Source organism: Ruegeria sp. AD2(2025) (assembly GCF_056542385.1).
In genome coordinates this window covers 140,581-164,473 of the sequence record NZ_JBQFZS010000006.1, presented here as the reverse complement: position 1 = coordinate 164,473, position 23,893 = coordinate 140,581, and the positions used below count along the sequence as shown (strand labels likewise).

23 protein-coding genes are annotated in these 23,893 nt (G+C 62.4%); 12 read left to right on the top strand and 11 right to left on the bottom strand.

What is annotated here, in order from left to right; genetic code table 11:
• Nucleotides 1-129: 129 nt before the first annotated feature.
• Entirely contained in the window at nt 130-537 is a 408-nt protein-coding gene (locus tag ACR1XV_RS14065; protein ID WP_480532369.1) for a fluoride efflux transporter FluC, read from the top strand.
• Complete coding sequence (crcB, locus tag ACR1XV_RS14060; RefSeq protein WP_480532368.1) at nt 534-905, top strand: fluoride efflux transporter CrcB; 372 nt, start codon at nt 534-536, stop codon at nt 903-905. Before ACR1XV_RS14065 ends, crcB begins: the two co-directional genes overlap by 4 nt.
• On the opposite strand, the gene ACR1XV_RS14055 is transcribed toward crcB, so the two are convergent.
• From ACR1XV_RS14055 to ACR1XV_RS14040, 4 genes are read right to left on the bottom strand one after another with little or no spacing between them, the layout of a single operon-like run.
• Complete coding sequence (locus ACR1XV_RS14055) at nt 898-1,224, bottom strand: cytochrome o ubiquinol oxidase subunit IV (RefSeq protein WP_480532366.1); 327 nt, start codon at nt 1,222-1,224, stop codon at nt 898-900. The genes crcB and ACR1XV_RS14055 overlap by 8 nt on opposite strands.
• Nucleotides 1,217-1,849 (bottom strand): cytochrome c oxidase subunit 3, encoded by a 633-nt coding sequence (locus tag ACR1XV_RS14050; RefSeq protein WP_480532364.1) that lies wholly within the window; start codon nt 1,847-1,849, stop codon nt 1,217-1,219. Before ACR1XV_RS14050 ends, ACR1XV_RS14055 begins: the two co-directional genes overlap by 8 nt.
• On the bottom strand, nt 1,846-3,936 hold the full coding sequence (locus tag ACR1XV_RS14045) for a cbb3-type cytochrome c oxidase subunit I (RefSeq protein ID WP_480532362.1): 2,091 nt from the start codon (nt 3,934-3,936) through the stop codon (nt 1,846-1,848). Before ACR1XV_RS14045 ends, ACR1XV_RS14050 begins: the two co-directional genes overlap by 4 nt.
• On the bottom strand, nt 3,933-4,886 hold the full coding sequence (locus ACR1XV_RS14040) for a cytochrome ubiquinol oxidase subunit II (protein ID WP_480532360.1): 954 nt from the start codon (nt 4,884-4,886) through the stop codon (nt 3,933-3,935). The genes ACR1XV_RS14045 and ACR1XV_RS14040 overlap by 4 nt, the downstream gene beginning before the upstream one ends.
• Before the next feature lie 134 nt (nt 4,887-5,020).
• Between ACR1XV_RS14040 and ACR1XV_RS14035 the strand changes: the two genes are divergently transcribed.
• The 8 genes from ACR1XV_RS14035 (at nt 5,021) to ACR1XV_RS14000 (ending at nt 15,773) form a co-directional block, all read left to right on the top strand.
• Nucleotides 5,021-6,250 carry a lytic murein transglycosylase gene (locus ACR1XV_RS14035; RefSeq protein ID WP_480532358.1) on the top strand — a complete coding sequence of 410 codons (1,230 nt, stop codon included), beginning with the start codon at nt 5,021-5,023 and terminating at the stop codon, nt 6,248-6,250.
• 391 nt (nt 6,251-6,641) lie between these two features.
• Nucleotides 6,642-8,270, top strand: a complete 1,629-nt coding sequence (locus ACR1XV_RS14030; RefSeq protein WP_480532356.1) for a peptide ABC transporter substrate-binding protein — start codon at nt 6,642-6,644, stop codon at nt 8,268-8,270.
• A 67-nt stretch (nt 8,271-8,337) separates the two neighbouring features.
• Nucleotides 8,338-9,261 carry an oligopeptide ABC transporter permease OppB gene (oppB, locus tag ACR1XV_RS14025; RefSeq protein WP_480518863.1) on the top strand — a complete coding sequence of 308 codons (924 nt, stop codon included), beginning with the start codon at nt 8,338-8,340 and terminating at the stop codon, nt 9,259-9,261.
• 10 nt (nt 9,262-9,271) lie between these two features.
• Nucleotides 9,272-10,201, top strand: a complete 930-nt coding sequence (locus tag ACR1XV_RS14020; protein ID WP_480532353.1) for an ABC transporter permease subunit — start codon at nt 9,272-9,274, stop codon at nt 10,199-10,201.
• Between the two features lies 1 nt (nt 10,202).
• A complete protein-coding gene (locus ACR1XV_RS14015; protein WP_480532351.1) occupies nt 10,203-12,008 on the top strand; it encodes an ABC transporter ATP-binding protein in 1,806 nt (601 codons plus the stop codon).
• A gap of 214 nt (nt 12,009-12,222) precedes the next feature.
• Nucleotides 12,223-13,116: a UTP--glucose-1-phosphate uridylyltransferase GalU gene (gene galU, locus ACR1XV_RS14010; protein ID WP_480532349.1), complete on the top strand. Its 894-nt coding sequence runs from the start codon at nt 12,223-12,225 to the stop codon at nt 13,114-13,116.
• Between the two features lie 24 nt (nt 13,117-13,140).
• Nucleotides 13,141-14,577 (top strand): mannose-1-phosphate guanylyltransferase/mannose-6-phosphate isomerase, encoded by a 1,437-nt coding sequence (locus ACR1XV_RS14005; RefSeq protein ID WP_480532347.1) that lies wholly within the window; start codon nt 13,141-13,143, stop codon nt 14,575-14,577.
• A gap of 119 nt (nt 14,578-14,696) precedes the next feature.
• Nucleotides 14,697-15,773 carry a DUF2793 domain-containing protein gene (locus tag ACR1XV_RS14000; RefSeq protein ID WP_480532345.1) on the top strand — a complete coding sequence of 359 codons (1,077 nt, stop codon included), beginning with the start codon at nt 14,697-14,699 and terminating at the stop codon, nt 15,771-15,773.
• Nucleotides 15,774-15,807: 34 nt separating this feature from the next.
• Here the strand turns inward: ACR1XV_RS14000 and ACR1XV_RS13995 are convergent, their stop codons facing one another.
• The 3 genes from ACR1XV_RS13995 to ACR1XV_RS13985 are packed head-to-tail and all read right to left on the bottom strand — an operon-like array spanning nt 15,808 to nt 18,209.
• Nucleotides 15,808-16,887, bottom strand: coding sequence for a helix-turn-helix domain-containing protein (locus ACR1XV_RS13995; protein ID WP_480532343.1), 1,080 nt, complete (start codon nt 16,885-16,887; stop codon nt 15,808-15,810).
• Between the two features lie 51 nt (nt 16,888-16,938).
• The gene (locus tag ACR1XV_RS13990; RefSeq protein ID WP_480532341.1) at nt 16,939-17,676 is read right to left on the bottom strand and encodes an anti-sigma factor family protein; all 738 of its coding nucleotides are present in this window, start codon (nt 17,674-17,676) and stop codon (nt 16,939-16,941) included.
• Entirely contained in the window at nt 17,673-18,209 is a 537-nt protein-coding gene (locus ACR1XV_RS13985) for an RNA polymerase sigma factor (RefSeq protein ID WP_480532339.1), read from the bottom strand. Before ACR1XV_RS13985 ends, ACR1XV_RS13990 begins: the two co-directional genes overlap by 4 nt.
• A gap of 86 nt (nt 18,210-18,295) precedes the next feature.
• Between ACR1XV_RS13985 and ACR1XV_RS13980 the strand changes: the two genes are divergently transcribed.
• Complete coding sequence (locus ACR1XV_RS13980; RefSeq protein ID WP_480532337.1) at nt 18,296-18,877, top strand: YceI family protein; 582 nt, start codon at nt 18,296-18,298, stop codon at nt 18,875-18,877.
• Here the strand turns inward: ACR1XV_RS13980 and ACR1XV_RS13975 are convergent.
• Nucleotides 18,874-19,551, bottom strand: a complete 678-nt coding sequence (locus ACR1XV_RS13975) for a GntR family transcriptional regulator (protein ID WP_480532335.1) — start codon at nt 19,549-19,551, stop codon at nt 18,874-18,876. The two genes, ACR1XV_RS13980 and ACR1XV_RS13975, sit on opposite strands and share 4 nt — an antisense overlap.
• Before the next feature lie 133 nt (nt 19,552-19,684).
• Here ACR1XV_RS13975 and ACR1XV_RS13970 point away from each other — a divergent pair, with 133 nt between their 5' ends.
• Entirely contained in the window at nt 19,685-20,704 is a 1,020-nt protein-coding gene (locus ACR1XV_RS13970) for an Ldh family oxidoreductase (protein ID WP_480532333.1), read from the top strand.
• 6 nt (nt 20,705-20,710) lie between these two features.
• Here the strand turns inward: ACR1XV_RS13970 and ACR1XV_RS13965 are convergent, their stop codons facing one another.
• The 3 genes from ACR1XV_RS13965 to ACR1XV_RS13955 are packed head-to-tail and all read right to left on the bottom strand — an operon-like array spanning nt 20,711 to nt 23,822.
• Nucleotides 20,711-21,946 carry an NAD(P)/FAD-dependent oxidoreductase gene (locus ACR1XV_RS13965; RefSeq protein ID WP_480532331.1) on the bottom strand — a complete coding sequence of 412 codons (1,236 nt, stop codon included), beginning with the start codon at nt 21,944-21,946 and terminating at the stop codon, nt 20,711-20,713.
• Nucleotides 21,943-22,872, bottom strand: coding sequence for a 4-hydroxyproline epimerase (locus ACR1XV_RS13960; protein ID WP_480532329.1), 930 nt, complete (start codon nt 22,870-22,872; stop codon nt 21,943-21,945). The genes ACR1XV_RS13965 and ACR1XV_RS13960 overlap by 4 nt, the downstream gene beginning before the upstream one ends.
• Entirely contained in the window at nt 22,863-23,822 is a 960-nt protein-coding gene (locus ACR1XV_RS13955) for a dihydrodipicolinate synthase family protein (RefSeq protein ID WP_480532327.1), read from the bottom strand. The genes ACR1XV_RS13960 and ACR1XV_RS13955 overlap by 10 nt, the downstream gene beginning before the upstream one ends.
• Nucleotides 23,823-23,893: the final 71 nt, after the last annotated feature.

Sequence of the window (23,893 nt, the reverse complement as noted above, 5' to 3'; positions counted from 1 at the left end):
GGAACAGATTGACCTTTGCGCGCAAGCCTTTATGGGCAATCCTGCAGTAACGGTTGCTTCATCGGCGCGGTTGATCCGCACAATCGCAATCTGTATGCCGGAAGAAACGCCCAGAGCAGGATCAACCCAGTGCCACCAACAGCGCCTGCATTCCGCCATCGCACCCTGATGTACGCGGCGGTTTTTGTTGGCGGCGCCGCGGGGTCGCTGCTGCGCGAGCTTTTTGCGGTGCAGATCCCCGGCGCGCCCTTCCTGACAGCAACCTTCGGAATCAACATCGTAGCATGCTTTGTCCTGGGCTGGCTTTATGCCGTGCGCCACCGGGTCCACGCCCATGTGCTGCACCTGGGCGCGGTAGGGTTCTGTGGGGGCCTGTCGACATTTTCCTCCTTCGTGGCCGAGTTGGAGCGGCTGGCCGAAACCGGCGGCGGCATCGTTGTCGTGGCGATTGCAGCCGAGATCGTACTGGGATTAGGTGCCGCCATTCTGGGCGAGGCGCTGGGGCGTCGGTGGCCTCCGGTGGAGGCCCACGAATGAGCGGCCTCTATCTGCACGCCATGTTCGCAATCGGCGGCGGTCTGGGCGCGGTTCTGCGCCATTGGATCGCCCTGCGCGTGACGCATGATCTGCCATATGCAACCCTGATCGTGAACGTATTGGGCAGCTTGCTGCTGGGCCTGTGGGCTGGCTACCTGGGCGGCCCCGTCGAGATGGGTGAGGAAGCAAAGCGGCTTGTCTTCGGCTTTTGCGGCGGGTTCACCACGTTTTCCAGCTTTGCCTACCAGTCGCTGCAACTGCACCGCGAACGCACTATTGCGCTGGCGGCGGGTAACATCGTGCTCAGCCTTGTATTGTGTTGGTTCGCGCTGTGGCTCGGACTGGTGCTGACGCGCGGGCTTACATAGCGTGCATATGCATCCGCAGGGCCAGATTGCCCAGAATCCAGACGGTTCCGCCGATGATGATCAGCAGCACGAGGGTTGAGAACAGGATCAGGTCCAGATCCTCGCGGCTGCTGCGGCGGCGGTCGATATGCAGGAAATAGACCAGTTGCACGACCAGTTGCGCCAGACCCAGCAGGCCGATGGTCAGGTAGACGCCTTTGGTCTCGATACCGAAGTGATAGGCGATGGCGAACACGGACAGTGTCAGCAGAAGCGAGCCGCCATAGCCGATGACATAGCGGCGGCGTTCGCGACGGTGCATCTCGGCGCGTTTATCCATAGGTCAGCCCTCCGAAATACACGATGGTGATGATGCCGATCCAGATCAGGTCGAGGAAGTGCCAGAACAGCGCCAGCCGCACCACCCGGGACATCACCAGATCGGTCAGACCAAAGACCCGCAACTGGATGCCCAGCACGATCAGCCACAGGCACCCGGCGGCCACGTGTAGCCCGTGCAGCGGCACCAGACCATAGAACGCGGACAGAAACCCGCTGCGCTGGGGAATACCCCCAAGGGCGGCCATGTTCATGAAATCGCGGATTTCCAGCACCAGAAAGCTGAGGCCCAGCACCAGCGTCACGCCGAACCACAGCACAATCCGCGCGCGCGGCAGGTTGTATTTCAGCGCCAGCATCGCCAGCCCCACCGTCAGGCTGCTGGTCAGTAGGATCAGGGTCTGGGCAAAGATACTGTGCAGATCGAACAACTCATGCGGCCCCGGCCCGCCGGCCTGCGCGTCGATCATGGTGATGTAGATGGCGAACATCAGGCCGAAATAGACCAGATCGCTCATCAGAAAGACCCAGAAGCCGAAGGTCACGACCTGCGCGGCCTGGTCGGCGCTGGCGTGATCTTCGCCCAGATTGATGCCGGGATAGCTGTGTTTGGGTGCGCGCCTCATGTCACGGCCTCCATATCCGGGCGGGCGAGGCCGCGGTTTTCGGGGGCCGCTTCGTGGTCGCGGTCCACGGCCGGGGTGCTGTGAACCAGCGCCAGCCATGCTTCGTGATCCTTGCGGACCTCTTCGGCCGGAATGATGACCTCGGTGCTGGTATCGAAGCTCCAGAGGATGACGGCAAGGATCATGGCCACCGTCATCAGCGCCGCCAGCCACCAGATCCACCAGACCAGCGCGAACATCCAGACACCGCTGAGCACGCAGAGGATGAACCCGATGCCCGTATTGCGCGGCATCTCGATGTCCTCATAGGCGTCCGGCGTGGGATAAGCCTGACCGCGTTCCTTGGCGGCGGTAAAGTCGTCGCGGTCGGTGACCTGCGGGATGATGGCGAAGTTATACGGCGGCGGGGGAGACGGGATCGACCATTCCAGCGTCCGCCCGTCCCACGGGTCGCCCACCGGCGCACGCGCCTGATCGCGGTCGCGGATGCTGACCCAAAGCTGGATCAGGACCGAGAACAACCCGCAGGTGATCACCAGCGCGCCGATGACGGCGGTGATCATATAGGGGTGAAAGCTGGGGTCCTCCCAACTGAACGACCGGCGCGGCATACCCATCAGGCCGACGAAATACAGCGGCATGAAGGTCAGCAGGAAGCCGACCGTCCAGCAAAAGACCGAGACGCGGCCCCAGAACTCGTTCAGGCGGAAGCCGAAGGCTTTGGGGAACCAATAGTTATAGGCGGCAAGCAAGCCGAACAGCACTCCGGGCAGCAGCGCGTTATGGAAATGCGCCACAAGGAACAGCGTGTTGTGGACCTGATAGTCGACGGTCGGATTGGCAAGGATCACGCCGCTGAGGCCGCCGATCACGAACAGCATCAGGAACGCCAGACCATAGAGCATCGGCACCGAGAACCGGACGCGCCCGCGCCACAGCGTTGCCATCCAGTCATAGACTTTCACGCCGGTGGGGATGGCGATCAGCATCGTGGCGATGCCGAACACCGCATTGATCAACGCGCTTTGGCCCATCGTGAAGAAATGGTGCAGCCAGACCGTAAAGGACATGATCGCAATCGACATGGTCGCGATGACAAGCGAGTTGTAGCCATAGAGCCGCTTGGCCGAGAAGGTCGCAAAGACCTCGGAATAGATGCCATAGGCGGGCAGGACCAGCAGATAGACCTCGGGGTGGCCGAACAGCCAGAACAGGTTGGCATAGTTCATCATGTTGCCGCCAAGGTCATTGGTGAAGAAATGGAAATCCAGATAGCGGTCTGCCGCCAGCAGCAGCGCGGCGACGCCCAGCGGAGGCATGGCAAAGATGATCAGGATCGAGCTGCAGATAATCGTCCAGCAATACATCGGCAGCCGCATGAACTTCATCCCCGGCGCGCGCAGCTTATAGATGGTGACGGCGAAGTTGATGCCTGTCAGCGTGGTGCCGACACCCGAGACGACGATGGCCCAGATCCAATAATCCGGCCCCACGCCCGGATTGAACGCGGCCCCGGTATAGGGCGGATAGGCGGTCCAGCCGCCGGTCGAGAACTCGCCCACCACCAGCGACACCATCAGCATCATGCCTGCCGAGACGGTCAGGCCAAGACCGATCTGGTTCATCACCGGGAAGGCCACATCCCGCGCGCCGATCATCAGAGGGATCACATAATTCGCAACGCCGAACACGAAGGGCACGGCAACGAAGAACACCATGATTGTCCCATGGGTACTAAAAAGTTCAGCGAAATGTTCGGGTTCCAGAAACCCGTCCCCCGGCCCCGCCGCCTGTTGGGCGCGCATGACGACGCCCTCCAGCACACCGCGCGCCAGCATGACGATGGCGAAGACGATATACATGATCCCGATCTTCTTGTGATCGGCGCTGGTCAGCCAGTCACGCCAGAGCGTCCCCCACAGGCGGAACCATGTCAGCAGGCCAACAACGGCCACAACGCCGACGATCACGATGGCGGCGGCGGCGTTGGCAATGATCTCATTCGTGCTGGGGTTCTGGATCAGACCCGTGATGGGAAACGCATCCCAGTTCAGGCGGCCAAGGAAACCGGTCTCGGTGGATGTCATTGGCTGGCCTCCTGCCCAAACGCGGTGGTTCCGGGTTGCTGATCCCGCGGCAGGGGCGCGCCGCTGTGATAGCGGTGCAGGATCGACTGGAATAGGTCGCCGTCCTCCAATGTGAAATAAAGCGCGTTTAGCGGCATGAGCGGTGTGCCCAACGCCGCCTGAACCTCATCCCGGTCCGTGCGCATCGCCAGCGTACGATATGTGTCCTCGGTCAGCGGCCTGCCATGGGCCCGGACGCTTTCGACCCATGACTGAAAATCGCCGGGTTGCATGGCCTGGGTCAGAAACTTCTGCTTGGTGAAGCCACGGCCATTATATTGTGTGTTCGCGCCCTGCATGGTGGCGGGCACATCCGCCGCAACATGCAGTTGGGTCGTCATCCCCGGCATCGCGTAGATCTGCCCGGCCAGAGCGGGGATCAGAAATGACTGCATCACCGTATCGGTAGTCAGTGTCATCGCCACCTGTTGCTTGACGGGAATGCCCAGCTCTCCGACGGTGGCGATGCCGAGGTCGGGGTAGATGAACAGCCATTTCCAATCCAGCCCGACCACCTGCACCCGCAGCGCCGGTTCCTCGCCAAAAGATGCTGTGTAAGGGTCCAGACGGTGCGTGGCCTTCCACAGATAAAAGGACAGGATTGCCACGATGACGACCGGCACGCCCCACATCAAAAATTCCAACCCGGCAGAGAAATCCCAATGGGGCTTGTAGGCTGCGTTGCTGCCCTTGCGGCGGCGATACCGCAGGGCAATCAGCGGCACCAAGATCAGTACCGGAATGACCGCAATCAGGATCAGCGCCGTCGCCCGCAGAAGATGTGTCTTTTGAACCGCCGCAATCGGGCCCTGCGGGTCCATGAAACTGTCACTGGCTCCGGCTGTCTGAGCCGACACCAGCAGCGCCGCCAGAACGGGCCCTGCAACAGCAAAGATCCGGGAGATGGTCACGCCTGCTGATCCTCTAGCGACCGGGGTTCCCGGCAACTATCGGCAGAGTCAGAGGATTTCTCAAGACCTTTTCCAGAGAGATCCCGATACCGCCCGGTTGACACCGGGGGTCGATGCGCGCGAGACCTTTGAGAATGCGGTTTGTCAGTGTTCTTTTCTGTCTGCTGGTGTTTGCCACCTCGGCGCTTGCGCAGGATCGCGCGGCGGTTGAGCGCCAGTTTCAGAACTGGCTGCAACAGCAGGTTTGGCCACAGGCGCGGGCCAAGGGTGTTTCGCCGCGGACTTTTCAGCAGGCCTTTGACGGGGTCACCCTGAACTGGGACCTGCCGGATCTGGTGGTGCCGGGGCAGCCCAAGAAGACCCCCAAGGCCCAGCGGCAGGCAGAATTTGGCGCGCCCGGGCGCTATTTCAACGCGGGCTCGGTGCAGGGTGCGACATCCGTGGGGCGCAAGATGGCGCGGCGTCATGCCGAAACGCTCGCGCGGGTCGAGGCGCAAACCGGCGTGCCCGCCCGTATCATTCTGGCCATCTGGGGGCGCGAGAGTGGCTATGGCCAGGTCCCCATCCGTCACAATGCGTTTCAGGTGCTGGGCACCAAAGGGTTCATGAGTACCCGGGCGGAGTATTTCACCGCTGAACTCATCGCCGCTCTGCAGATTGCGGAGGCCGGTCACACCCGCACGTTGAAAAGCAGTTGGGCAGGTGCGCTGGGGCAGCCGCAATTCATGCCGACCAACTTTCTGGCCTATGCCACGGATGGAGACGGCGACGGACGCGCCGATATCTGGGGGTCCGAGGCGGACACGATTGCCTCGATCGGCGCCTATCTGGCGCAACACGGGTGGGTGACGGGGCGCGACTGGGGGTTCGAGGTGACGGTCCCGCCTCAGGTCTCGTGCACGCTTGAGGGCCCCGATCAGGGCCGTCCGGTCCGCGATTGGGCTGCAATGGGGATCACGCGGGTCTCGGGCCGGCCTTTTCCGACGCATGAACTGGCGGGCGAGGGCTATCTGATGATGCCTGCAGGCCGCCATGGCCCTGCTTTTGTCGTCACGCCCAATTTCTATGTCCTCAAGGATTACAACACCAGCGATCTCTACGCGTTGTTCGTCGGCCATGTCGGCGACCGCATTCGGTATGGTGTGGGGGATTTCACGGAGCGCTGGGGCAAGGTCGGGGGGCTCTATCGTTCGGACATTGCCGGAATGCAGCGGGCGCTGGTTCAACAGGGCCATGATGTTGGCGGTGTGGACGGGCTGCCGGGGTACAAAACCCGCCGCTCGATCGGGCGCTGGCAGGAAAGCGCGGGGCGTGCGGCAACCTGTTTCCCCGAAACGGCGATGAGGAGCCAACTGCGCCCCTGAGTCGATGACTGATTCGCGGCTTGCGGCTGCGCCCGGTGACCTATTCATCCGAGCCTATATGTGAGGCTTCACAAAAATGTCATGACGGCGGGACGTTTCAGAATTTTATTTCGATAGCCGCGGTCGTTACGGTTCCATTCGATATTTGATCACAGTTTTGCCCCCAAAACCCTTTACCTTTGCCCAAAAACTGGCACGTTCCGCGCCAGTGAAAGACGACTTTCGCAGTTGAGTTTCTGACATGGCTGGCTTCAGGAGCCCGGAAATTTGGGGCCCCTATGCGATCTAGATCAAAGCGAAGTCCCGGCAGATGCCAGAAACAAAATGGTAGACGAGCCACGTCGCGCAGGTGACGCGGTCATCTGATACCAAGAAAAATGGGAGTAAACACATGAACCGAATCATCCGAACCTCGTTGGCGGGGCTTATGACCTCGACCATCATCGCCGGGGCCGCCATCGCCGCGGGAACGCATCCGGAAACCGGCGAAGCGCTGGCCGATGATCAGACCTTCACCTATCGCATCCTCGACGAGCACAGCTCGGTTGATCCGCAGGTTGTCGAAGACGTCTCGGGTGCCGAGATTGTTCGGGACCTGTTCGAAGGCCTGATGAACCAGGACGAGGAAGGCAATCTGGTTCCGGGCGTTGCCACCGGTTTTGAGGTCAACGACACCAAGGACGTCTACACCTTCACCCTGCGCGACGATGCCAAATGGTCCAACGGCGATCCGGTGACCGCAGGCGATTTCGTCTTCGCATGGAAGCGCGCTGTCGATCCTGAGCTGTCCTCGCCCTACGCATGGTTCATGGAACTGATGTCGATCGAGAACGCTGCCGAGATCATCGCGGGCAACGCATCCGTCGACGATCTGGGCGTCAAGGCCATCGACGACAAGACGTTGGAAGTCCGCCTGAGTGCCCCCCTGCCCTATTTCCCGCAGATGACCACGCACTCGACCACCTTCCCGGCCCCTCAGAAAGTGATCGAAGAGTTTGGCGACGCGTGGACCAAGCCTGAAAACATCGTCTCGAACGGTGCCTATGTCCTGACCGAGCACCTGCCGCAGGAACGTTCGGTGCGTGAGCGCAACGAAATGTACTGGGACAACGACAACACAATCATCGACAAGGTCGTTGCACTGGTCATCAACGACGAAAACGTCGCCCTGACCCGCTATCTGGCAGGCGAACTGGACCGCACGGAAATCCCCGCCGGTCAATATCCGCGCCTGAGCCAGGAACACCCCGAAGAAGCCATCAGCTTCCCGCGTCTGTGTAACTACTACTACACCTTCAACCTGTCCGAAGGCGGCCCCGAGGCGTTCAAGGACCCCAATGTCCGCCAAGCGCTGTCTCTGGCAGTTGACCGCGCGATCATCACCGAAAAAGTGATGGCTGGTGGCGAGCCGCAGGCCTACACCTTCGCGCCCGAAGCAACCGCGGGTTTCACCGTTCCGGCGGTCGAAATGGCGTCGATGAGCCAAGCTGAGCGTGATGAACTGGCCAAGGAACTGTTGGCCGAAGCAGGCTACGGCCCCGACAACCCGCTGAGCTTCGAAATGGTCTACAACACCTCGGAGAACCACAAGAAGGTTGCCGTGGCGCTGAGCCAGATGTGGAAGCAAAAGCTGGGCGTCAATGCCGAGCTGGCGAACATGGAATGGAAAGTGTTCCTGGAAGAGCGCGGCAACCAGAACTTTGAGCTGGCCCGTGGCGCATGGTGTGGCGACTATAACGAAGCCTCGACCTTCCTCGACCTGCTGCAGTCGGATTCGGGTTACAACGACGGCAAGTTCAACAACGCCCGCGTTGACGAGCTGCTGAAAGAGGCCAAAACCTCGGACGATCCGGCACCGCTCTATACCGAGGTCGAGCGCATCATCGCGCAGGAAACCCCTGTGATCCCGATCTATCACTACGCTGGCGTCTACATGATGGACAGCGATGTCGGGAACTGGCCGGTCAACAACGTCGAGCAGAACTGGTACTCGAAGAACCTTTACAAGATCGCCGAGTAACCGTCTTTGAACCAAGCCCTGCTCCGGGACCGTCCCGGGGCAGGGCCAATAAACACGGGGGCAGAAAATGCTTGCCTATAGTCTGCGGCGGCTGCTGGTCGCCATTCCGACGATCCTGCTGCTGGTCGTCGCTTGTTTTTTCCTGATGCACGTCGCGCCCGGCGGACCCTTCACCTCGGAACGGCCTCTGCCGCCGCAGGTGCTGGCCAATATCGAGGCGCGCTACGGGCTGGACCAGCCGCTGTGGAAGCAGCTTTGGGACTATCTGTATAATATCGTTGTGCATTTCGACTTTGGCCCGTCCTTCAAGTTCAAGGACCGGGACGTCAATGACATCATCGCGCAGGGTTTCCCGATCTCGCTGACCTATGGCTCGCTGTCGTTTCTGGTGGCAACATCCATCGGTGTCGCGCTGGGGATCGCCGCTGCGATCAAGCACAATAGCTGGATCGACTATTTCGCCGTCGGTCTGGGCATCGCCGCGCAGGCGCTGCCGAACTTCATCATGGGCCCGATCCTGATCCTGACTTTCACCCTGTGGCTGGGTTGGCTGCCGGGTGGTGGCTGGCACGGAGGCCAGTGGCAGTATCTGGTGATGCCAGTGATCGCGCTGGCCACGTCGTATATGGGCTCGATCGCGCGGATCACCCGGTCGTCGATGCTTGAGGTTCTGAACTCGAACTTCATCCGCACCGCGCGGGCCAAGGGTCTGCCGACCAGAACCGTGATCTGGCGTCACGCACTGAAACCGACGCTGCTGCCGGTTGTGTCCTATCTGGGGCCGGTCTTCGTTTATGTGCTGACCGGTTCGGTTTTTGTCGACATCTACTTCTCGACCGGTGGTCTGGGTCAGGCCTATGTGAACTCGGCGCTGGCGCGGGACTATGCGGTGCTGCTGGGGGTCACGATCCTCTATGGCGCGCTGACCGTAATCGTGAACCTGCTGACCGACCTGGCTTATGCTTGGTTCGATCCGAAAATCCGCTACTGAGGGGCTGGCAATGCTTGGAAAATCTCAAAAAGCCGCCCAACTGGCCGAAGACGTCACCGACTACACGGCCATTCAGGGGCGATCACTGTGGCAAGATGCGCGGCTGCGCTTCGTGCGCAACAAGGCCGCGATGGCGAGTGTCTTTATCCTTGCCATGATCGTGCTGTTCACCATCTTCGGGCCGTATTTCGCAGTCTGGAGCAACGAGGAAATCGACTGGAACGTCATGGGTGACGTGCGTGGCCTTGGGATGCCCTCGGTCGAGACGGGGCACTTTTTCGGTGTCGACGATCTGGGGCGCGACCTTTACAGCCGCGTTATTCAGGCAACCACGACGTCGCTGCTGGTGGGTCTGATTGGTGCCGCGACGGCGCTGATTGTGGGCACCTGTTATGGCATCGCTGCCGGCTATATCGGCGGGCGCACCGACAGCGTCATGATGCGCTTTGTCGACATCCTGCTGGCGATCCCGGCCACGCTGGTCATCATTCTGCTGCTTGTCGTGGCGGGGCGATCCTTCTTCATGTTGTTCATCGCGCTGGGTGCGGTGGGCTGGCTAACGATGGCGCGGATCGTGCGGGGGCAGACCCTGACGCTGAAAAACCGCGAATTTATCGAGGCCGCCCGTGCCGCCGGTGTCAGCGAGTTCACCATCATGTACCGCCACATCCTGCCCAACCTTTTGGGCGTGGTGATCGTCTATGCCTCGCTGCTGGTGCCCGAGATGATCCTGACTGAGAGCTTTATCTCGTTCCTGGGTCTTGGCATTTCGGAACCCTACACCTCGCTGGGTCGTCTGATCGCCGAAGGGGCCGGTACGATGAGCTATGGCACGCTGTGGCAGCTGATGTACCCGCTGACATTCTACGTCACCATCATCATCACGATGTTCTTCATCGGCGATGGCCTGCGTGACGCTCTGGACCCGAAGGATCGCTGATATGAGTTTGTTCTCCGTCAAGGACCTGAGCGTCCAGTTCGACACCCCCGATGGCGTGGTCGAGGCCGTCAAAGGCATCAGTTTCGACATCAATCCCGGCGAATGTCTTGGCATCGTGGGCGAAAGCGGGTCAGGTAAGAGCCAGACCTTCATGGCCGCGATGGGTCTGCTGCCGCCCGCGGGGCGCGCATCGGGATCGGCCATGCTGAACGGTCAGGAAATTCTGAACCTGCCCGTGAACAAGCTGAACCAGATCCGCGGTGCCGATGTCGGCATGATCTTTCAGGACCCGCTGACCGCGCTGACCCCGCATCTGCGGGTCGGCCAGCAGATGCGGGAGGTTCTGCAGATTCACGAGGGCCTGCAGGGCTCTGCCGCCCGCCAACGTTGTCTGGACTGGCTGAACCGTGTTCGGATACCCGAGGCCGCGCGCCGTCTGGACCAGTATCCGCACGAGTTGTCGGGCGGGATGCGCCAGCGGGTCATGATCGCCATGTCGATGCTGTGTAACCCCAAGCTGCTGATCGCTGATGAGCCGACAACGGCGCTGGACGTGACCGTTCAGGCCGACATTCTGGACCTGATGGTGCGTCTGCAAAAGGACGAAGGCACCGCGATTGCTCTGATCACGCACGACATGGGTGTGGTGGCGCGGATGTGCGACCGCATTCAGGTCATGCGTCTGGGACAGTTCGTCGAGGCCGGAGACACGCGCGAGATTTTCCGCGCGCCGCAGCACGAATACACCCGCACCCTGCTGGACGCGATGCCCCGCATCGACGCGGGCGACGCGCCCAAGGCGCTGCCTCAGGTCGAGGAGCCGCTGCTGAAGGTCGATGACGTCAAGGTGCATTTCCCGATCCACGTCTCGGGCGGATTGTTCGGGCACAAGGTCCCGCTCAAGGCCGTTGACGGTGTCAGCTTTGACATCCGCAAGGGTGAAACGCTGGGCGTTGTAGGTGAATCCGGCTGTGGCAAATCCACACTGGCGCGGGCGGTGCTGCAACTGATCGAACCCAGCGCGGGCAATGTCAGTTGGCTGGGCCATCCCATCGTGGGTTTGAAACGGGCCGAGCTGAACAAGTACCGCAAGGACCTGCAGATCGTGTTCCAGGACCCGCTGGCCAGTCTCGATCCGCGGATGACGATCTCGGCCTCGATTGCCGAGCCGCTCAAGACCTATCGCCCTGATCTGACGGACCGCGAGCGCAAGCAGATGGTCAGCGAGATGATGGAGCGCGTAGGTCTGAACGCCAACATGATCAACCGCTATCCGCACGAGCTGTCGGGTGGTCAGAACCAACGGGTGGGAATCGCACGGGCGATGATCAACAAGCCCAAGCTGATCATCTGCGACGAGGCGGTTTCGGCGCTCGACGTGTCCATTCAGGCGCAGATCGTTGAATTGTTGCGAGAATTGCAACAAGAATTCGGCCTGTCGATGATCTTCATCAGCCACGACCTGTCGGTGGTGCGGGCGGTGTCGAACCGGATCATGGTTCTGTATCTGGGCCGCATCGTTGAGCTGGGCGATGGAGAGGTGATCTGTTCCGAGCCGATTCACCCCTATACGCAGTCGCTGATCTCGGCCGTTCCGATCCCGGACCCGGATGTCGAGCGCACCCGCCAAAGGCTTAAATTGCCGGGCGAATTGCCCTCGCCGCTGGACCCAAAAGCATCATTGCGCTTCCTGCCCAGCCGGTTGTCGGCGGGTCAGGTGGACTATGTGCCGCAACTCAGCGAGGTCGCACCGGATCATTTCGTGGCCGAGCACGACCCGCTTGAAACGATCATGGCCAACGGTTGAAAATCTGAGCGCCCGCAGTCATTCACGACTTGCGGGCGCTCAGCCTCTGTAGTCTGACAGGTTTCGTTTTGACTCTGCCCCGGGGTTAGTGGCAGATTCCAACCGGTCCATATAGCGAAAGCCGGGTCCGATTGATTGACGCGGATTTACATCTTATGGGAAAGCACCGGCATATCCTCACCCCGCCGGACCAGCATCGAATTTGAGAGGTAACATGACACGCAAGGTCACCAAGGCAATTTTTCCTGTTGCAGGGATGGGGACGCGGTTTCTGCCAGCGACCAAATCGGTGCCGAAAGAGATCATGACTCTGGTCGACCGCCCACTGGTCCAATATGCCATTGACGAGGCGCGCGCGGCCGGGATCAAGGAATTCATCTTCGTAACCTCGCGTGGGAAATCCGCGCTTGAGGATTATTTTGATCACAATCTGGTGCTGGAACAGGACCTGAAGTCCAAGGGCAAGGACGAGCTGCTGGAGGTTCTGAACGCCACCAATATGGAAAGCGGCGCAATTGCCTATATCCGTCAGCACAAGGCGCTGGGGCTGGGCCATGCGGTCTGGTGCGCGCGCCGCCTGATCGGGGACGAGCCCTTTGCCGTCATGCTGCCCGACGATGTCATCGCAGCCGACAAGCCCTGTCTGCAGCAGATGGTCGAGGCCTATGAAGAGACCGGCGGTAACATGGTGGCCGCGATGGAAGTTCCCAACGAGAAGACAAGCTCGTACGGGATTCTGGATACCGGTGAGAATGTCGGCACCGTGGTTCGGGCAAGGGGGATGGTCGAAAAGCCCAAGCCTGCCGAGGCGCCCTCGAATCTGGCCGCAATCGGACGTTACATTCTGGGCCCGTCGGTTCTGTATAACCTGAACCAGATGAAGACAGGCAGCGGTGGTGAGATTCAGCTGACCGATGCCATCGCCGAGGACATCACCAACGGTGTTCCGGTCTTTGGCTACAAGTTTGAAGGGCAGCGCTTTGATTGCGGGTCCAAGGCCGGGTTCCTGCAGGCCACCGTGTCTTTTGCGTTGGATCGCGACGATCTGCGCGATGACCTGAGCCGCTATCTGCACGACATCGTCGCTTCGGATCGTGCCGCCCAATAACGGCACTCTGAGGGAGCAGGCAACATGAGCAAGGTCTATCCGGTCATCCTGTGCGGCGGCTCTGGCACGCGATTGTGGCCGCTGTCGCGCAAAAGCTATCCCAAGCAATTCGTACAACTGATCGGTGAGACCAGCCTGCTGCAGCAATGCGCCGAGCGTCTGCGCGGGCCAGATAGCGGGCCTTATGCCAAGCCGTTGGTTCTGACCAACGAAGCCTTTCGTTTTGTTGTGCCCGAACAATTGATGGAAATCGGCGTCGATCCCGGCCCGATCCTGATCGAGCCCGAAGGGCGCAATACCGCCCCGGCCGTGCTGGCTGCCGCGCTGCATCTGGCCTCGGTCGATGCGGATGCGGTGATGCTGGTGGCCTCGTCGGATCATGTGATCCCCGACACCCCCGCCTTTCACGCCGCCGTGGCTGAAGGCGTGCGCACCATCGCTGATCGCGGCGATCTGGTGACTTTCGGCATTACGCCCGACCGGCCCGAGACCGGGTATGGCTACCTCAAACTGCGCCATACACCGGATGCATCCGGTATGGCGGTTCCACTGGATCGGTTTGTGGAAAAGCCCGATCTGGACAATGCAAAGGCGATGGTGGCGGAGGGCAGCTATCTCTGGAATTCGGGCATCTTCCTGTTTGCGGTGCGCGACATCCTGCAAGCCTTTGAACAGCACGCGCCTGACCTTATGGCTCCGGTGCACAAGGCGGTCGATCAGGCGCAGTCCGACCTCGGCTTTCTCAGGCTGGATGCTGAGGCCTGGGGCGGGGTTCAGGATATCTCAATCGACTATGCCGTCATGGAAAAAGCCGACAACCTCAGCGTTGTGCCTTATGCCGCCGGGTGGTCCGACGTCGGCAGCTGGTCCGCGGTGCAGGAGCTCAGCAATCCCGACGCCAATGGTGTTGCAACGGCCGGAGAGGTCACGGCCATCGATTGCCGCAACGTGCTGGTCCGTTCGGAATCCCCCGCGCAGGAAGTGGTGGCGATGGGGCTTGAGAATGTGATCACGGTGGCCATGCCCGACGCGGTGCTTGTGGCCAGTATGGACCGGGCGCAGGACGTCAAACAGGCGGTTGCGGCGCTGAAGGCCAAGGGCGCGAAACAGGCCGAGTCTCTGCCCGTTGATCACCGTCCCTGGGGCTGGTTCGAAAGCCTCGTAATCGGCGACCGGTTTCAGGTGAAACGCATCCACGTTCATCCCGGCGCTTCGCTAAGCCTGCAGTCGCATCACCACCGGTCCGAGCATTGGATTGTGGTCGAAGGTACTGCCGAGGTCACCATTGATGACAAGGTTCAGTTGGTTTCCGAGAACCAGTCGGTCTATGTGCCACTGGGCGCGGTGCACCGCATGACAAACCCCGGCAAAGTGCCGATGGTTCTGATCGAGGTGCAGACCGGGACCTATCTGGGTGAGGACGATATCATCCGGTACGAGGATATCTACGCCCGCGATTAGGGGTGGCATTCGTTAACAGATGACAAAACGGGCGTTCGGCCCGGTCAGGCGGGATTCACGCGGATCACGGCAGGGTGGCGCGCAATCATCACCGGACCGACAGCCACAGGAGGACGCCCGTGCCACAGAACTCACCCCGACTGGACCTGCCCTATCTGCAACCCGCGCAAGCCCAGAAACACGTTACCCATAACGAGGCGTTGCGCGCGCTGGATCTGGTGGTGCAGCTGAGCGTTACCTCGCTGAACGCCACCATCCCTCCGGCGGTCCCGGAGCAGGGCGAGACCTATGCGCTGGGGGCCTCCCCCGCCGGTGACTGGAGCGGTCAGGCCAACAAGCTGGCCGCGTGGATCGACAATGCCTGGCATTTTCTGACGCCGGATACGGGCTGGCGGACCTGGGATCAGGGCACGGGTCAGATCAAGGTTTGGAACGGGTCGGACTGGGTCGATCCTCCGGTCAGCACTCAGAACCTGACCGGGGTGGGCATTACCACCAGCAGCGACAGCACCAACCGTCTGGCGGTGCGCAGCCCCGCCACCCTGCTGACCCATGAAGGCGGCGGGCATCAGTTGAAGATCAACAAAGCGGGCGCTGGCGATACGGCCTCGCTGCTGTTCCAGTCGAACTGGACGGGCTACGCCGAAATGGGGCTGTCCGGTAGCACTGAGTTTTCCATCAAGGTCTCGCCCGATGGCGGCAACTGGTCCGAGGCGTTGCGGATCGACGCCGCCACCGGCACCGTCAGCGGTGCGGCGGTGCAGAACAGCGCGGATGACACCACACCGGGCCGTTTGATGCGGGCCGACTACGGGTACGGGCCGGGCAATGTGCTGGGTGCGGTGTCCGAAAGCGGTGGCACCCCCGGTGGAGCTGTGATCGAACGCGGTAGCAATGCGAACGGTGACTTTGTACGCTTCGCCGACGGCACCCAGATCTGCACCGTGACACCAGGTGCGGTGGGCTGCGCTACCGCAGCGGGTGCGCTTTTTGGCAGCGCTTCGGCGACTTGGGATTTCCCCGTCGCCTTTGCCTCGGGCACGACGCCTGCGCTCAGCGGTAACGGCGGAGGCATTGCGCGGTTCGTGGGATTCGATGCACCGTCAGAGACGCAGGCCAGCTATCAGGTGATGGCAGCGGCATCGGACGCGACCGCTTTGTCGCCGACGCTCATGGCGGTTGGCCGCTGGTTCTGATGTTCCGGACCGTCCGGGCCAAAGGTTCGGGCGGTCACAAATCGGCGGTCCAGACGCGATAGCGGCCCTGCCCTGTCACCTCCCGGATCAGCCCTCTGCGGGTGAACTTGTCCAGATTTCGCTGGGCAGCGGCGCGCGAGGATTGGGTCAACTCTTCGGCCAGCGGTGTCGAGACCATCGGCCACGCCGTCATCGCATCAATCAGCACCGGAGGCGTGCGACCACTGAGGTCTGACGTGGCCTCGCGGGCGCGGACCTCCCATGCGCTGATGCGGTCCAGATGCAACAAAGCTGCAAGCGCGGCCTGACCCGCCCCGGTGACCCAAGCTGATAATTTCTCCCCGACAGTTCCAGCCCCTCGCAGCGCGCCCGGTCCAGACAAAGCCAGCGGCATGAACAACGCCCCGCCCCGCCCCATCGAGGCGGCATGGCGGGCGGCGGCGATGGCGGCCTCGGTATCCTGCCCGATGCCGGGCGAGAAGGCGCGCCACGCGTGAAAGCTGATCGCCGCTTGAGTCACGGGATGCAGGCCGTCGGCGCTGCGCATGACCTCGGCCAGATCGGCGACGGCTTCGGGGACATCCTCGATCCCTTGCGCCTGACGGTCGAGGAAGGCGGTCAGCCCCGCATTCCAGCCGCCGTCGGATGGCCCGGCACCCGAGGTCAGTCGCCGCACCGCCCAACCCGCCCGATACAAGGCCTGCACATCGTCACTGGTGGAGCCGATCCGCAGCCCTGTCCACAGCGCCAGCCGGTCAACCCCGATCCGGTCACCGGTCCACCAGCCCAGATCCGAGACCTCCATCAGCGCCAACCGATGCCCCCATCCCGCTGGACCGGCGCGCAGACGTTCGTCCAGCGCACCGAAGGTCAGGGCTAGATCGGCCAGTTCGGGGGCCAGTTCGGATTGCGCCGCGCGCCAGTCCCGGGCATCGAACAACAGGCTCTGTTCAGGGCGCGGCCTCGGGGTGAGCGGATCGAGCGCCTCATCCTCGTCTGCAGGAGGGAGGAACCACAAATCCTCATCGTCGGGCGGATCGGTATCGTAGATGCTGCGGGGCCACTCTTCAGTGGCCTCGTCATCCGGGTCCGGTGTCAGAGGTTTGGGCGTCATGGCGGATATTCTTCGGCCATTTGCCGCGGTTCACAAGGGGTATTCGGTCGATCAGCCGGTGAATGCACCGGTCAGGATGTTCAGCCCGCCATCCAGATCGGTCTGTGGATCGCTGCCCAGCAGCATATAGCCATATCCGTCGCGCGCCCAAGTGGCCGTTGCCAGACCGCTGAGCACCGCACGGTTCACATCCTTTGCCGGGGCCCCGTCGCCCTGACGGATGACGCAGAAGGCAAAGGGTCGGCCTTGCGCATCTGCAAAGACGATCTGAACCAGAGGTTTGCCCTTGAAGGACAGAACCTGCGCCCGTTTCAGATCGAGGCCGGGCAGATTCTCCAACACATCCCGGTTCAGCGACCGGCCCAACTGCGCCTCAGCCTGCGCGAATTGCGCGTCCAGAGCCTCGGGCGAATTGTCCAGTGCGGCGATGGTTTCGGGTACATAAAGCGATTGATAGACAGCCGCCTGTTCCGCCCAGCCCGGATCCGCCGGGCGCGTGGCCCAGAAGGTCGCCGAGACAGCAATAACCCCGACCGAGGCCGCGACCGCCAGCAGGCGCAAAGGCCCCGCGGTGGCGCGCGCCGGGGTGGATGGCGGCAATTCGATCTCTGGTGCCACAGCAGGAACATCTTCAAACGCTTGCTGCACGGCTGCGGCAAACGGGTCCAGCGCCATCAACCGCGCCTCGAGCGCGGGATCGTCGGCGACGGCATCTTCGAGCGCGCGCATGGCGGACTCGTCCAGACTGCCGTCCAGATAGGCCAGAAGCGTCTCGTCCGAAAACTTCATTTGCCACTCCGTCGCGCGGTTTCAGCATCCTCGTGCTGCATCACGGTTTTCAGCTTTTGCCGGGCGTTGGACAACCGGCTCATGATCGTACCGATGGGAACGTCCAGCATAGCAGCCGCTTCGCGGTAGCTGTATCCTTCAACAAATACAAGCATTACGGTCTCGCGCTGCGCCTCTGGCAGTTGCATCACTTGGGTAAACACCTGAGCGGCGAAAATATTCGTTTCTGAATCGGGCCCAACCGCAATTAATTCCGCCTCGGGCGTGACCGACAGGGCCTGCGCCTTACGGACCGAACGCGCGCGCAGTTCGTTCAGCCAGATCGAGCGGCAGATTGTCATCAGCCAGCTGTCCAGCCGGTCATAGGATGTAACCTGATGGTGCTTTTCCAAAGCCCGCAGCGCGGTGGCTTGCAGCAGATCATCCGCCGCATCCGGAACCCCCGACAGGGCCAGCCCAAAACGCCAGACCCGTTTCGAATGGGTCTGGATTGCGCCGCGGACGGCCTGTTCGGTGCTTGGTTCAACACTCATCGAATAAAACGCGACCTGTGTGTGTTTGTTCTGTCACGGGGCCGGGCCCGCCTGGTCTGAACTGGCATAGACTCTGGAGGAAAGAAATGAAACTTCTGATCACAGCATTCACGATTGCGTCGGCGATTGTTGCAAGCCCGGCCTTTGCGGGCGGTTGGGCACTGAACCCAGATGCCTCGCATCTGGCCTATGGCACCATCAAAATCGACGATGTGGGCGAGGTCAATTCCTTCACCAATCTGTCCGGCCAAGTCGGCGAGGATGGCACGGTCGAGATCGGCATCGATCTGTCTTCGGTCGAGACCCAGATCGACATCCGCAACGAACGCATGATCGAGCATGTTTTCCGCAAGGCCGCCACCGCCACGCTGAGCGCGCAGATCGACATGGCGGTGGTCTCGGCGCTGGATGTGGGCGCATCGCAGGTGGTTGCGGTCGATGCGGTGCTGTCGCTGGTTGGGACCGATGTCAGTTTCGAGACCGAGATGTTCGTGCTGCGCCTGTCGGAAACGGCGGTCATGGTGTCCACCAACGACATGGTGTTCATCAGCGCCGAAGATGCCGGTGTGACCGCAGGTGTTGACAAGCTGATGGAACTGGCCGGATTGCCCGGGATCACCCGAACAGTGCCGGTTACCGCACGGCTGATGTTCACGCACGAGGGTTAATTCGCCGCGGCGCGGCGGGCGGTCATCAGCGCCAGCAACTCGTCCCTGGTCCGGGTGATGTGGGCCGCAAGCAAGGCACAGGCCGCCTCATCCTGACCGGCCTGCGCCAGCCGCAGCAGTTCCTGATGTTCGGCGCGGGCGGGCTGACGTTGCTGCATCACGCTCAGATGCATCCGCACATAGCGGTCCGATTGCAGCGAGACCCGGTTCAACAGCTCATTCGTCAGACCCCGGTCTGCGGCTGCATAAAGCGCGGCGTGAAACTGGTGATTCAGCGCGCCCCACTGACCGACATCATTGGCGTCATAGGACGCCTCCATCTGTTGCAGTATATCGCCACAGGCCGCATGATCCGCTGCGGTCATTACCGGGATGGCGCGGCGGAACAGATCGACCTCAAGCAACACGCGCAGGTCGAAAATCTCGGCGATCTGGTCCGGCGAGTGTTCGGTGACGGATGCGCCGCGATTGTTGGTCAGAACCACCAGACCCTCGGCATCCAGCTGCTTGAGCGCTTCGCGCACCGGCATCCGCGACACGGCATATTCCTCGGCCAGAGCCTCTTGCCGGATGGTTTCGCCCTCGGCCAGATCGCCGCTGAGGATCCGCTCGCGCAGGTCATTCGCGATCACGTCGGGAAGGCTTTGCCGGGCTATTGCGCGCTGTGTCGTCAAGGCGATATCCGTTTTTGCATTTTGGATACAAATACCCGGCTAAACCCGGATTTCCAACCTCAAAGCCCGGCGCAGAGTTGAACCGGGCAGCCTTTCCCCGCTATCCAGTTTCCAGAAGTCTGGGAGGCTAGATATGAGCGCAACGGTCCGACTATCGCCGGATGAGATCAACGATCTGTGTCTGCAGGTGCTGAGCAAAACCGGCTACGGCACCGACCATGCGCAGGCGATCGCCGAAATGCTGACGACCTGCCAGATGGACGATTGCCAGTCACACGGACTGTTCCGCCTGTTCATGTGCGCCCAGACCATGCAGGCAGGGCAAATCGACGGCCATGCGGTGCCGGTTGTTACACCGTCCGAGAATGCGGTGGTGCGGGTGGACGCGCAGGGCGGCATGTCCCTGCTGGCATTCCGACAGGCGCTGCCGGTGTTGATCGACAAGACCCGCGCACATGGGATTGCCGCGATGGCGATCAACCGCTGTTTTCATTTCTCGGCGCTCTGGCCCGAGGTCGAGCGCCTGTCCGCCGCCGGTCTGGCTGCGATGGCGATGGTGCCCAGCCATGCGTGGGTGGCCCCCGCTGGCGGTACGCGGGGCAGTCTGGGTACGAACCCACTGGCCTTTAGCTGGCCCCGGCCCGGGGGGCAGGACCCGTTCACCTTCGACTTTGCCACCAGCGCCTTTGCCCGGGGCGAGATCGAGCTTTACAAACGCGCCGGAAAACCCCTGCCCGAGGGGGTTGCCATTGACGTCCACGGCAACCCCACCACCGACCCGCAGGCGGCGCTGGACGGGGCAATGCTGACCTTTGGCGGCTACAAGGGCTCGGCTCTGTCGATCATGATCGAACTGCTGGCCGGGCCGCTGATCGACGACATGACCAGTCTGGACAGCATGGATTTCGCCGGGACCGCAGGCGGCGCGCCCTATCACGGCCAGATCGTGATCGCCTTTGATCCCGACCTGTTCAGCGCAGGCCAAGCTCAGACAGGTTCGGCCCGGGCCGAGCGTCTGTTTGCCGACATTCTGGATCAGGGCGCGCGTTTGCCCTCGCAACGCCGCTTTGCCGCGCGGGCGCGCAATCATCGGCGCGGCTATGCCGAGGTGTCGCAGCAACTGCATGACGATCTGCTGGCGCTGCTGGGCTGAGGCCGCTCAGAACCGCGTGGCGCGAAACGGGTCTGTCGGGATCGGCGAGGCCTGCCGGTCGATCAGTGCGGCGACCATCTCGGCGGTTGCGGGCGATTGGGTCAGGCCCAGATGGCCGTGACCGAAGGCGTAGACCACTCCGGGGGCGTTCGGCGCGGGCCCGATCACCGGAAGGCTGTCGGGCAGCGAGGGGCGGAACCCCATCCATTGAGTGCCGCCTTCGGTGTTGAGGCCGGGCAGGAACTGCGCGGCCTTGCGCAACAGGGTCTCGGCCCGTTTGTAGTTCGGCGGCAGGGTCAGACCGCCCAGTTCCACCGCACCGCCCACGCGCACGCCGCCATTGATTCGGCTGGCGACAAATCCGTGGCCCGAGAACGTCAGGTGCAACCGCAGATCAAACGCCCCCGGCGGCAGGGTGGTGTTATAGCCGCGCTCGGTCTCAAGCGGGATCGCATCGCCCAGCGTCCGGGCCAGATGGTGCGACCACGCCCCGGCGGCCACAACCACCTGCGAGGCCTCCAGCGAACCCTCGGCCAAAGTGAGCCGGACGCCACGTTCGGTCGGCGTCAGCGCACGGATGTCCTGCTGGTCGATCACACCGCCACGCGCCTGAAACACCTGCGCCAGATGCTCGACCCACTTTTTGGGATCAGCCACGTTGAACCAATTTGGGGTGAACCCGGCATGGGTGAACCGGGGGCTGAGGCCGGGCTGTATCTCGGCAATCGCGCCGGGGCTGTCCAGCAGATCAAAGGCAATTCCGTGGCGACGGCGCGTCTCCCACGCGGGCAGGCTGGCGCGGTATTCGGCGGCACTTTCATACAGCTGCATCTGCCCGTCGCGGCGCAGCATCGACCCGGCCTCGACATCCACGATCAGACGGTCCAGCGCGGCGGCGGACAGGTCCATCAGGCTGGCCTGCGCCGCCAGCAGATGCGCATAGCGATCCGGTCGGCTGGCCCGCCAGAACCGCAACATCCACGGCGCGATCTTCAGCGCATAAGCAGGCGGAACCGAGAGCGGCCCCAACGGATCGAGCAACCATTTCGGAGCCTTGCGCATGATACCGGGGGTGGCCAGAGGTTCCACTTCGGGAAAGGCAAAGGCCCCGGCATTTCCCGCCGAGGTCTGGCGGGCCACGCCCGACCGGTCCAGCACCCGCACCGCATGGCCCCGGCGCTGCAATTCCAGCGCGCAGGTGATGCCGATGACCCCCGCGCCGATGACGGTGATATCGGTCACGGGTCGATGCCGTTTCGAAACGGATCGGCGGGGTCGAAGACCAGCGTGGCCTCGGCCATGACAAAGGCCTGCCCGGTGATACGGGGTAACACGCCGCCGTTCGGGCCGGGTTGATAAGACAGCCGATAGGTGCTTCCGATGACGCTCTCCTGCACGATTTCTTCGCCCGGGGCCAGTTGCCCTTCGGCCGCCAGACAGGCCAGCCGCGCCGAACTGCCGGTGCCGCAGGGCGAGCGGTCATAGGCATCATCCGGGCAGAGGGTGAAATTGCGGCTGTGCGCGCCCTTGTCCGAGGCCCCCTGAAGGATCACATGATCCACCGCCTCTCCCTGCTCGCCGCCGACGCCCTGCCCGATCGAGGCCTCGCGGATCGCCCGCGTCAATGCAGTCATCGCAGGGATGTTCTCAGGGGCAACCGGGATCGGGCTGGGATCGACAATGAAGAACCAGTTGCCGCCATAGGCGATGTCTCCGGTCACGGGGCCATGTCCGGGAACATCCAGCGTGATGGTGGCCTGCACCCGGCGGCTTTCGATGTTGGTGACGCTCACGGTGTTGGCGTCGTGCAACTTGACCGTCACCACCCCGGCGGGGGTTTCGATGCGGTGGGTGCCCAGACCGATCCGCCCCAGATGGGCCAGCGTCACCGCCAGACCGATGGTGCCATGCCCGCACATGCCCAGCACCGCGTCGGCATCGAAAAAGATCACGCCGGTCGCGCAGCTCACGTCCTCGGGCTCGACCAGCAGCGCGGCGACCATGGCGGGCTGGCCACGTGGTTCAAGCAGCACCGAGCGATAGAAGTCCCTGTGTTCCGTCGCCAGCCGCCTTGCACGATCTGCCAGCGGACCCGAACCCAGATCGGGCGCGCCGGTCAGGATGACGCGCGTCGGCTCACCTCCGGTATGGCTGTCGATCACATGCATTTGGCGATCACCCCGCCCTGTTGCGACCAGTCGACGAACCAGGCGCGGAACAGGGCGTATTGCTGTTCACAGTAATTGCGCTGCGCGTCGGTCAGCGCATCAGTTTCATTGAAATGCAGACGGTACTCATCCTCGCCGTTCAGCACCAGAAGATGCTTGTAATAGAGCACCAGATCGGGACCTTCGTCAAAGCTGGACAGGACATGGATCGCCTCGGTCAGTTCCAGCGCGCGCTGACGGGCCTCGGCATTACCATCGGCGGCCCGGCGCGACAGCGCGGCCAGCAACAGCGCCTCTTGCGGCAGAGCGGTGCCGATGCCGGTGATCGAACCGGAGGCCCCGCAATTGACGATGCCGTGATAGACCTCGGTGTCGACGCCGACCATCAACGTCACCTGATCGTCGCGGCTGGTGATGTGTTTGGCGGCATAGCGCAGGTCGTCGCGGCCTCCGAATTCCTTGAAGCCGACCAGATTGGGGTGCTCAGCGCGCAGGGAGAAGAACAGATCGGCCCTTGTGGCAAAGCCGTAATGGGGGCTGTTGTAGATGATGGCGGGGACATCGGGTGCGACCGACAGGATGGCCTTGAAATGGTTGCGCTGCGCGGTTGCCGAGCTACCACGCGACAGCACCCGGGGGATCACCATCAGCCCTGCGGCGCCCATTCGTTGCGCGTGCGCCGCATGGGCCACGGCAGACTGCGTATTGACCGCCCCGGTGCCCACGACCACCGGCAGGCCCGCGCCGATCAGCCGTTCGACCCCCTCCATCCGCTGCGCGTCGGTCAACAGCGGCCAGTCTCCCATCGAGCCGCAATAGACCACCGCCGACATGCCCGCGGCGATCATCTGCTGTCCCTTGCGAACCAGCGCGTCGAAATCCGGTGCGCGGTTCGGGGTGCACGGGGTCATCAGGGCGGGCATGGTGCCTGAGAAGATGGATACGGACATGAGTTGGGGCTCCGATTGATGAGGTTGAATCCCCATTATCGGATATTGGATACAAAATCTAGCGCCGCTGC

Bases quoted from the DNA above. Each gene is read 5' to 3' on its own strand.
- crcB (WP_480532368.1), top strand. From the start codon at position 534: ATGAGCGGCCTCTATCTGCACGCCATGTTCGCAATCGGCGGCGGTCTG.
- ACR1XV_RS14055 (WP_480532366.1), bottom strand. From the start codon at position 1,224: ATGGATAAACGCGCCGAGATGCACCGTCGCGAACGCCGCCGCTATGTC.
- ACR1XV_RS14050 (WP_480532364.1), bottom strand. From the start codon at position 1,849: ATGAGGCGCGCACCCAAACACAGCTATCCCGGCATCAATCTGGGCGAA.
- ACR1XV_RS14045 (WP_480532362.1), bottom strand. From the start codon at position 3,936: ATGACATCCACCGAGACCGGTTTCCTTGGCCGCCTGAACTGGGATGCG.
- ACR1XV_RS14035 (WP_480532358.1), top strand. From the start codon at position 5,021: ATGCGGTTTGTCAGTGTTCTTTTCTGTCTGCTGGTGTTTGCCACCTCG.
- ACR1XV_RS14030 (WP_480532356.1), top strand. From the start codon at position 6,642: ATGAACCGAATCATCCGAACCTCGTTGGCGGGGCTTATGACCTCGACC.
- oppB (WP_480518863.1), top strand. From the start codon at position 8,338: ATGCTTGCCTATAGTCTGCGGCGGCTGCTGGTCGCCATTCCGACGATC.
- ACR1XV_RS14020 (WP_480532353.1), top strand. From the start codon at position 9,272: ATGCTTGGAAAATCTCAAAAAGCCGCCCAACTGGCCGAAGACGTCACC.
- ACR1XV_RS14015 (WP_480532351.1), top strand. From the start codon at position 10,203: ATGAGTTTGTTCTCCGTCAAGGACCTGAGCGTCCAGTTCGACACCCCC.
- galU (WP_480532349.1), top strand. From the start codon at position 12,223: ATGACACGCAAGGTCACCAAGGCAATTTTTCCTGTTGCAGGGATGGGG.
- ACR1XV_RS14005 (WP_480532347.1), top strand. From the start codon at position 13,141: ATGAGCAAGGTCTATCCGGTCATCCTGTGCGGCGGCTCTGGCACGCGA.
- ACR1XV_RS13995 (WP_480532343.1), bottom strand. From the start codon at position 16,887: ATGACGCCCAAACCTCTGACACCGGACCCGGATGACGAGGCCACTGAA.
- ACR1XV_RS13990 (WP_480532341.1), bottom strand. From the start codon at position 17,676: ATGAAGTTTTCGGACGAGACGCTTCTGGCCTATCTGGACGGCAGTCTG.
- ACR1XV_RS13985 (WP_480532339.1), bottom strand. From the start codon at position 18,209: ATGAGTGTTGAACCAAGCACCGAACAGGCCGTCCGCGGCGCAATCCAG.
- ACR1XV_RS13980 (WP_480532337.1), top strand. From the start codon at position 18,296: ATGAAACTTCTGATCACAGCATTCACGATTGCGTCGGCGATTGTTGCA.
- ACR1XV_RS13970 (WP_480532333.1), top strand. From the start codon at position 19,685: ATGAGCGCAACGGTCCGACTATCGCCGGATGAGATCAACGATCTGTGT.
- ACR1XV_RS13960 (WP_480532329.1), bottom strand. From the start codon at position 22,872: ATGCATGTGATCGACAGCCATACCGGAGGTGAGCCGACGCGCGTCATC.
- ACR1XV_RS13955 (WP_480532327.1), bottom strand. From the start codon at position 23,822: ATGTCCGTATCCATCTTCTCAGGCACCATGCCCGCCCTGATGACCCCG.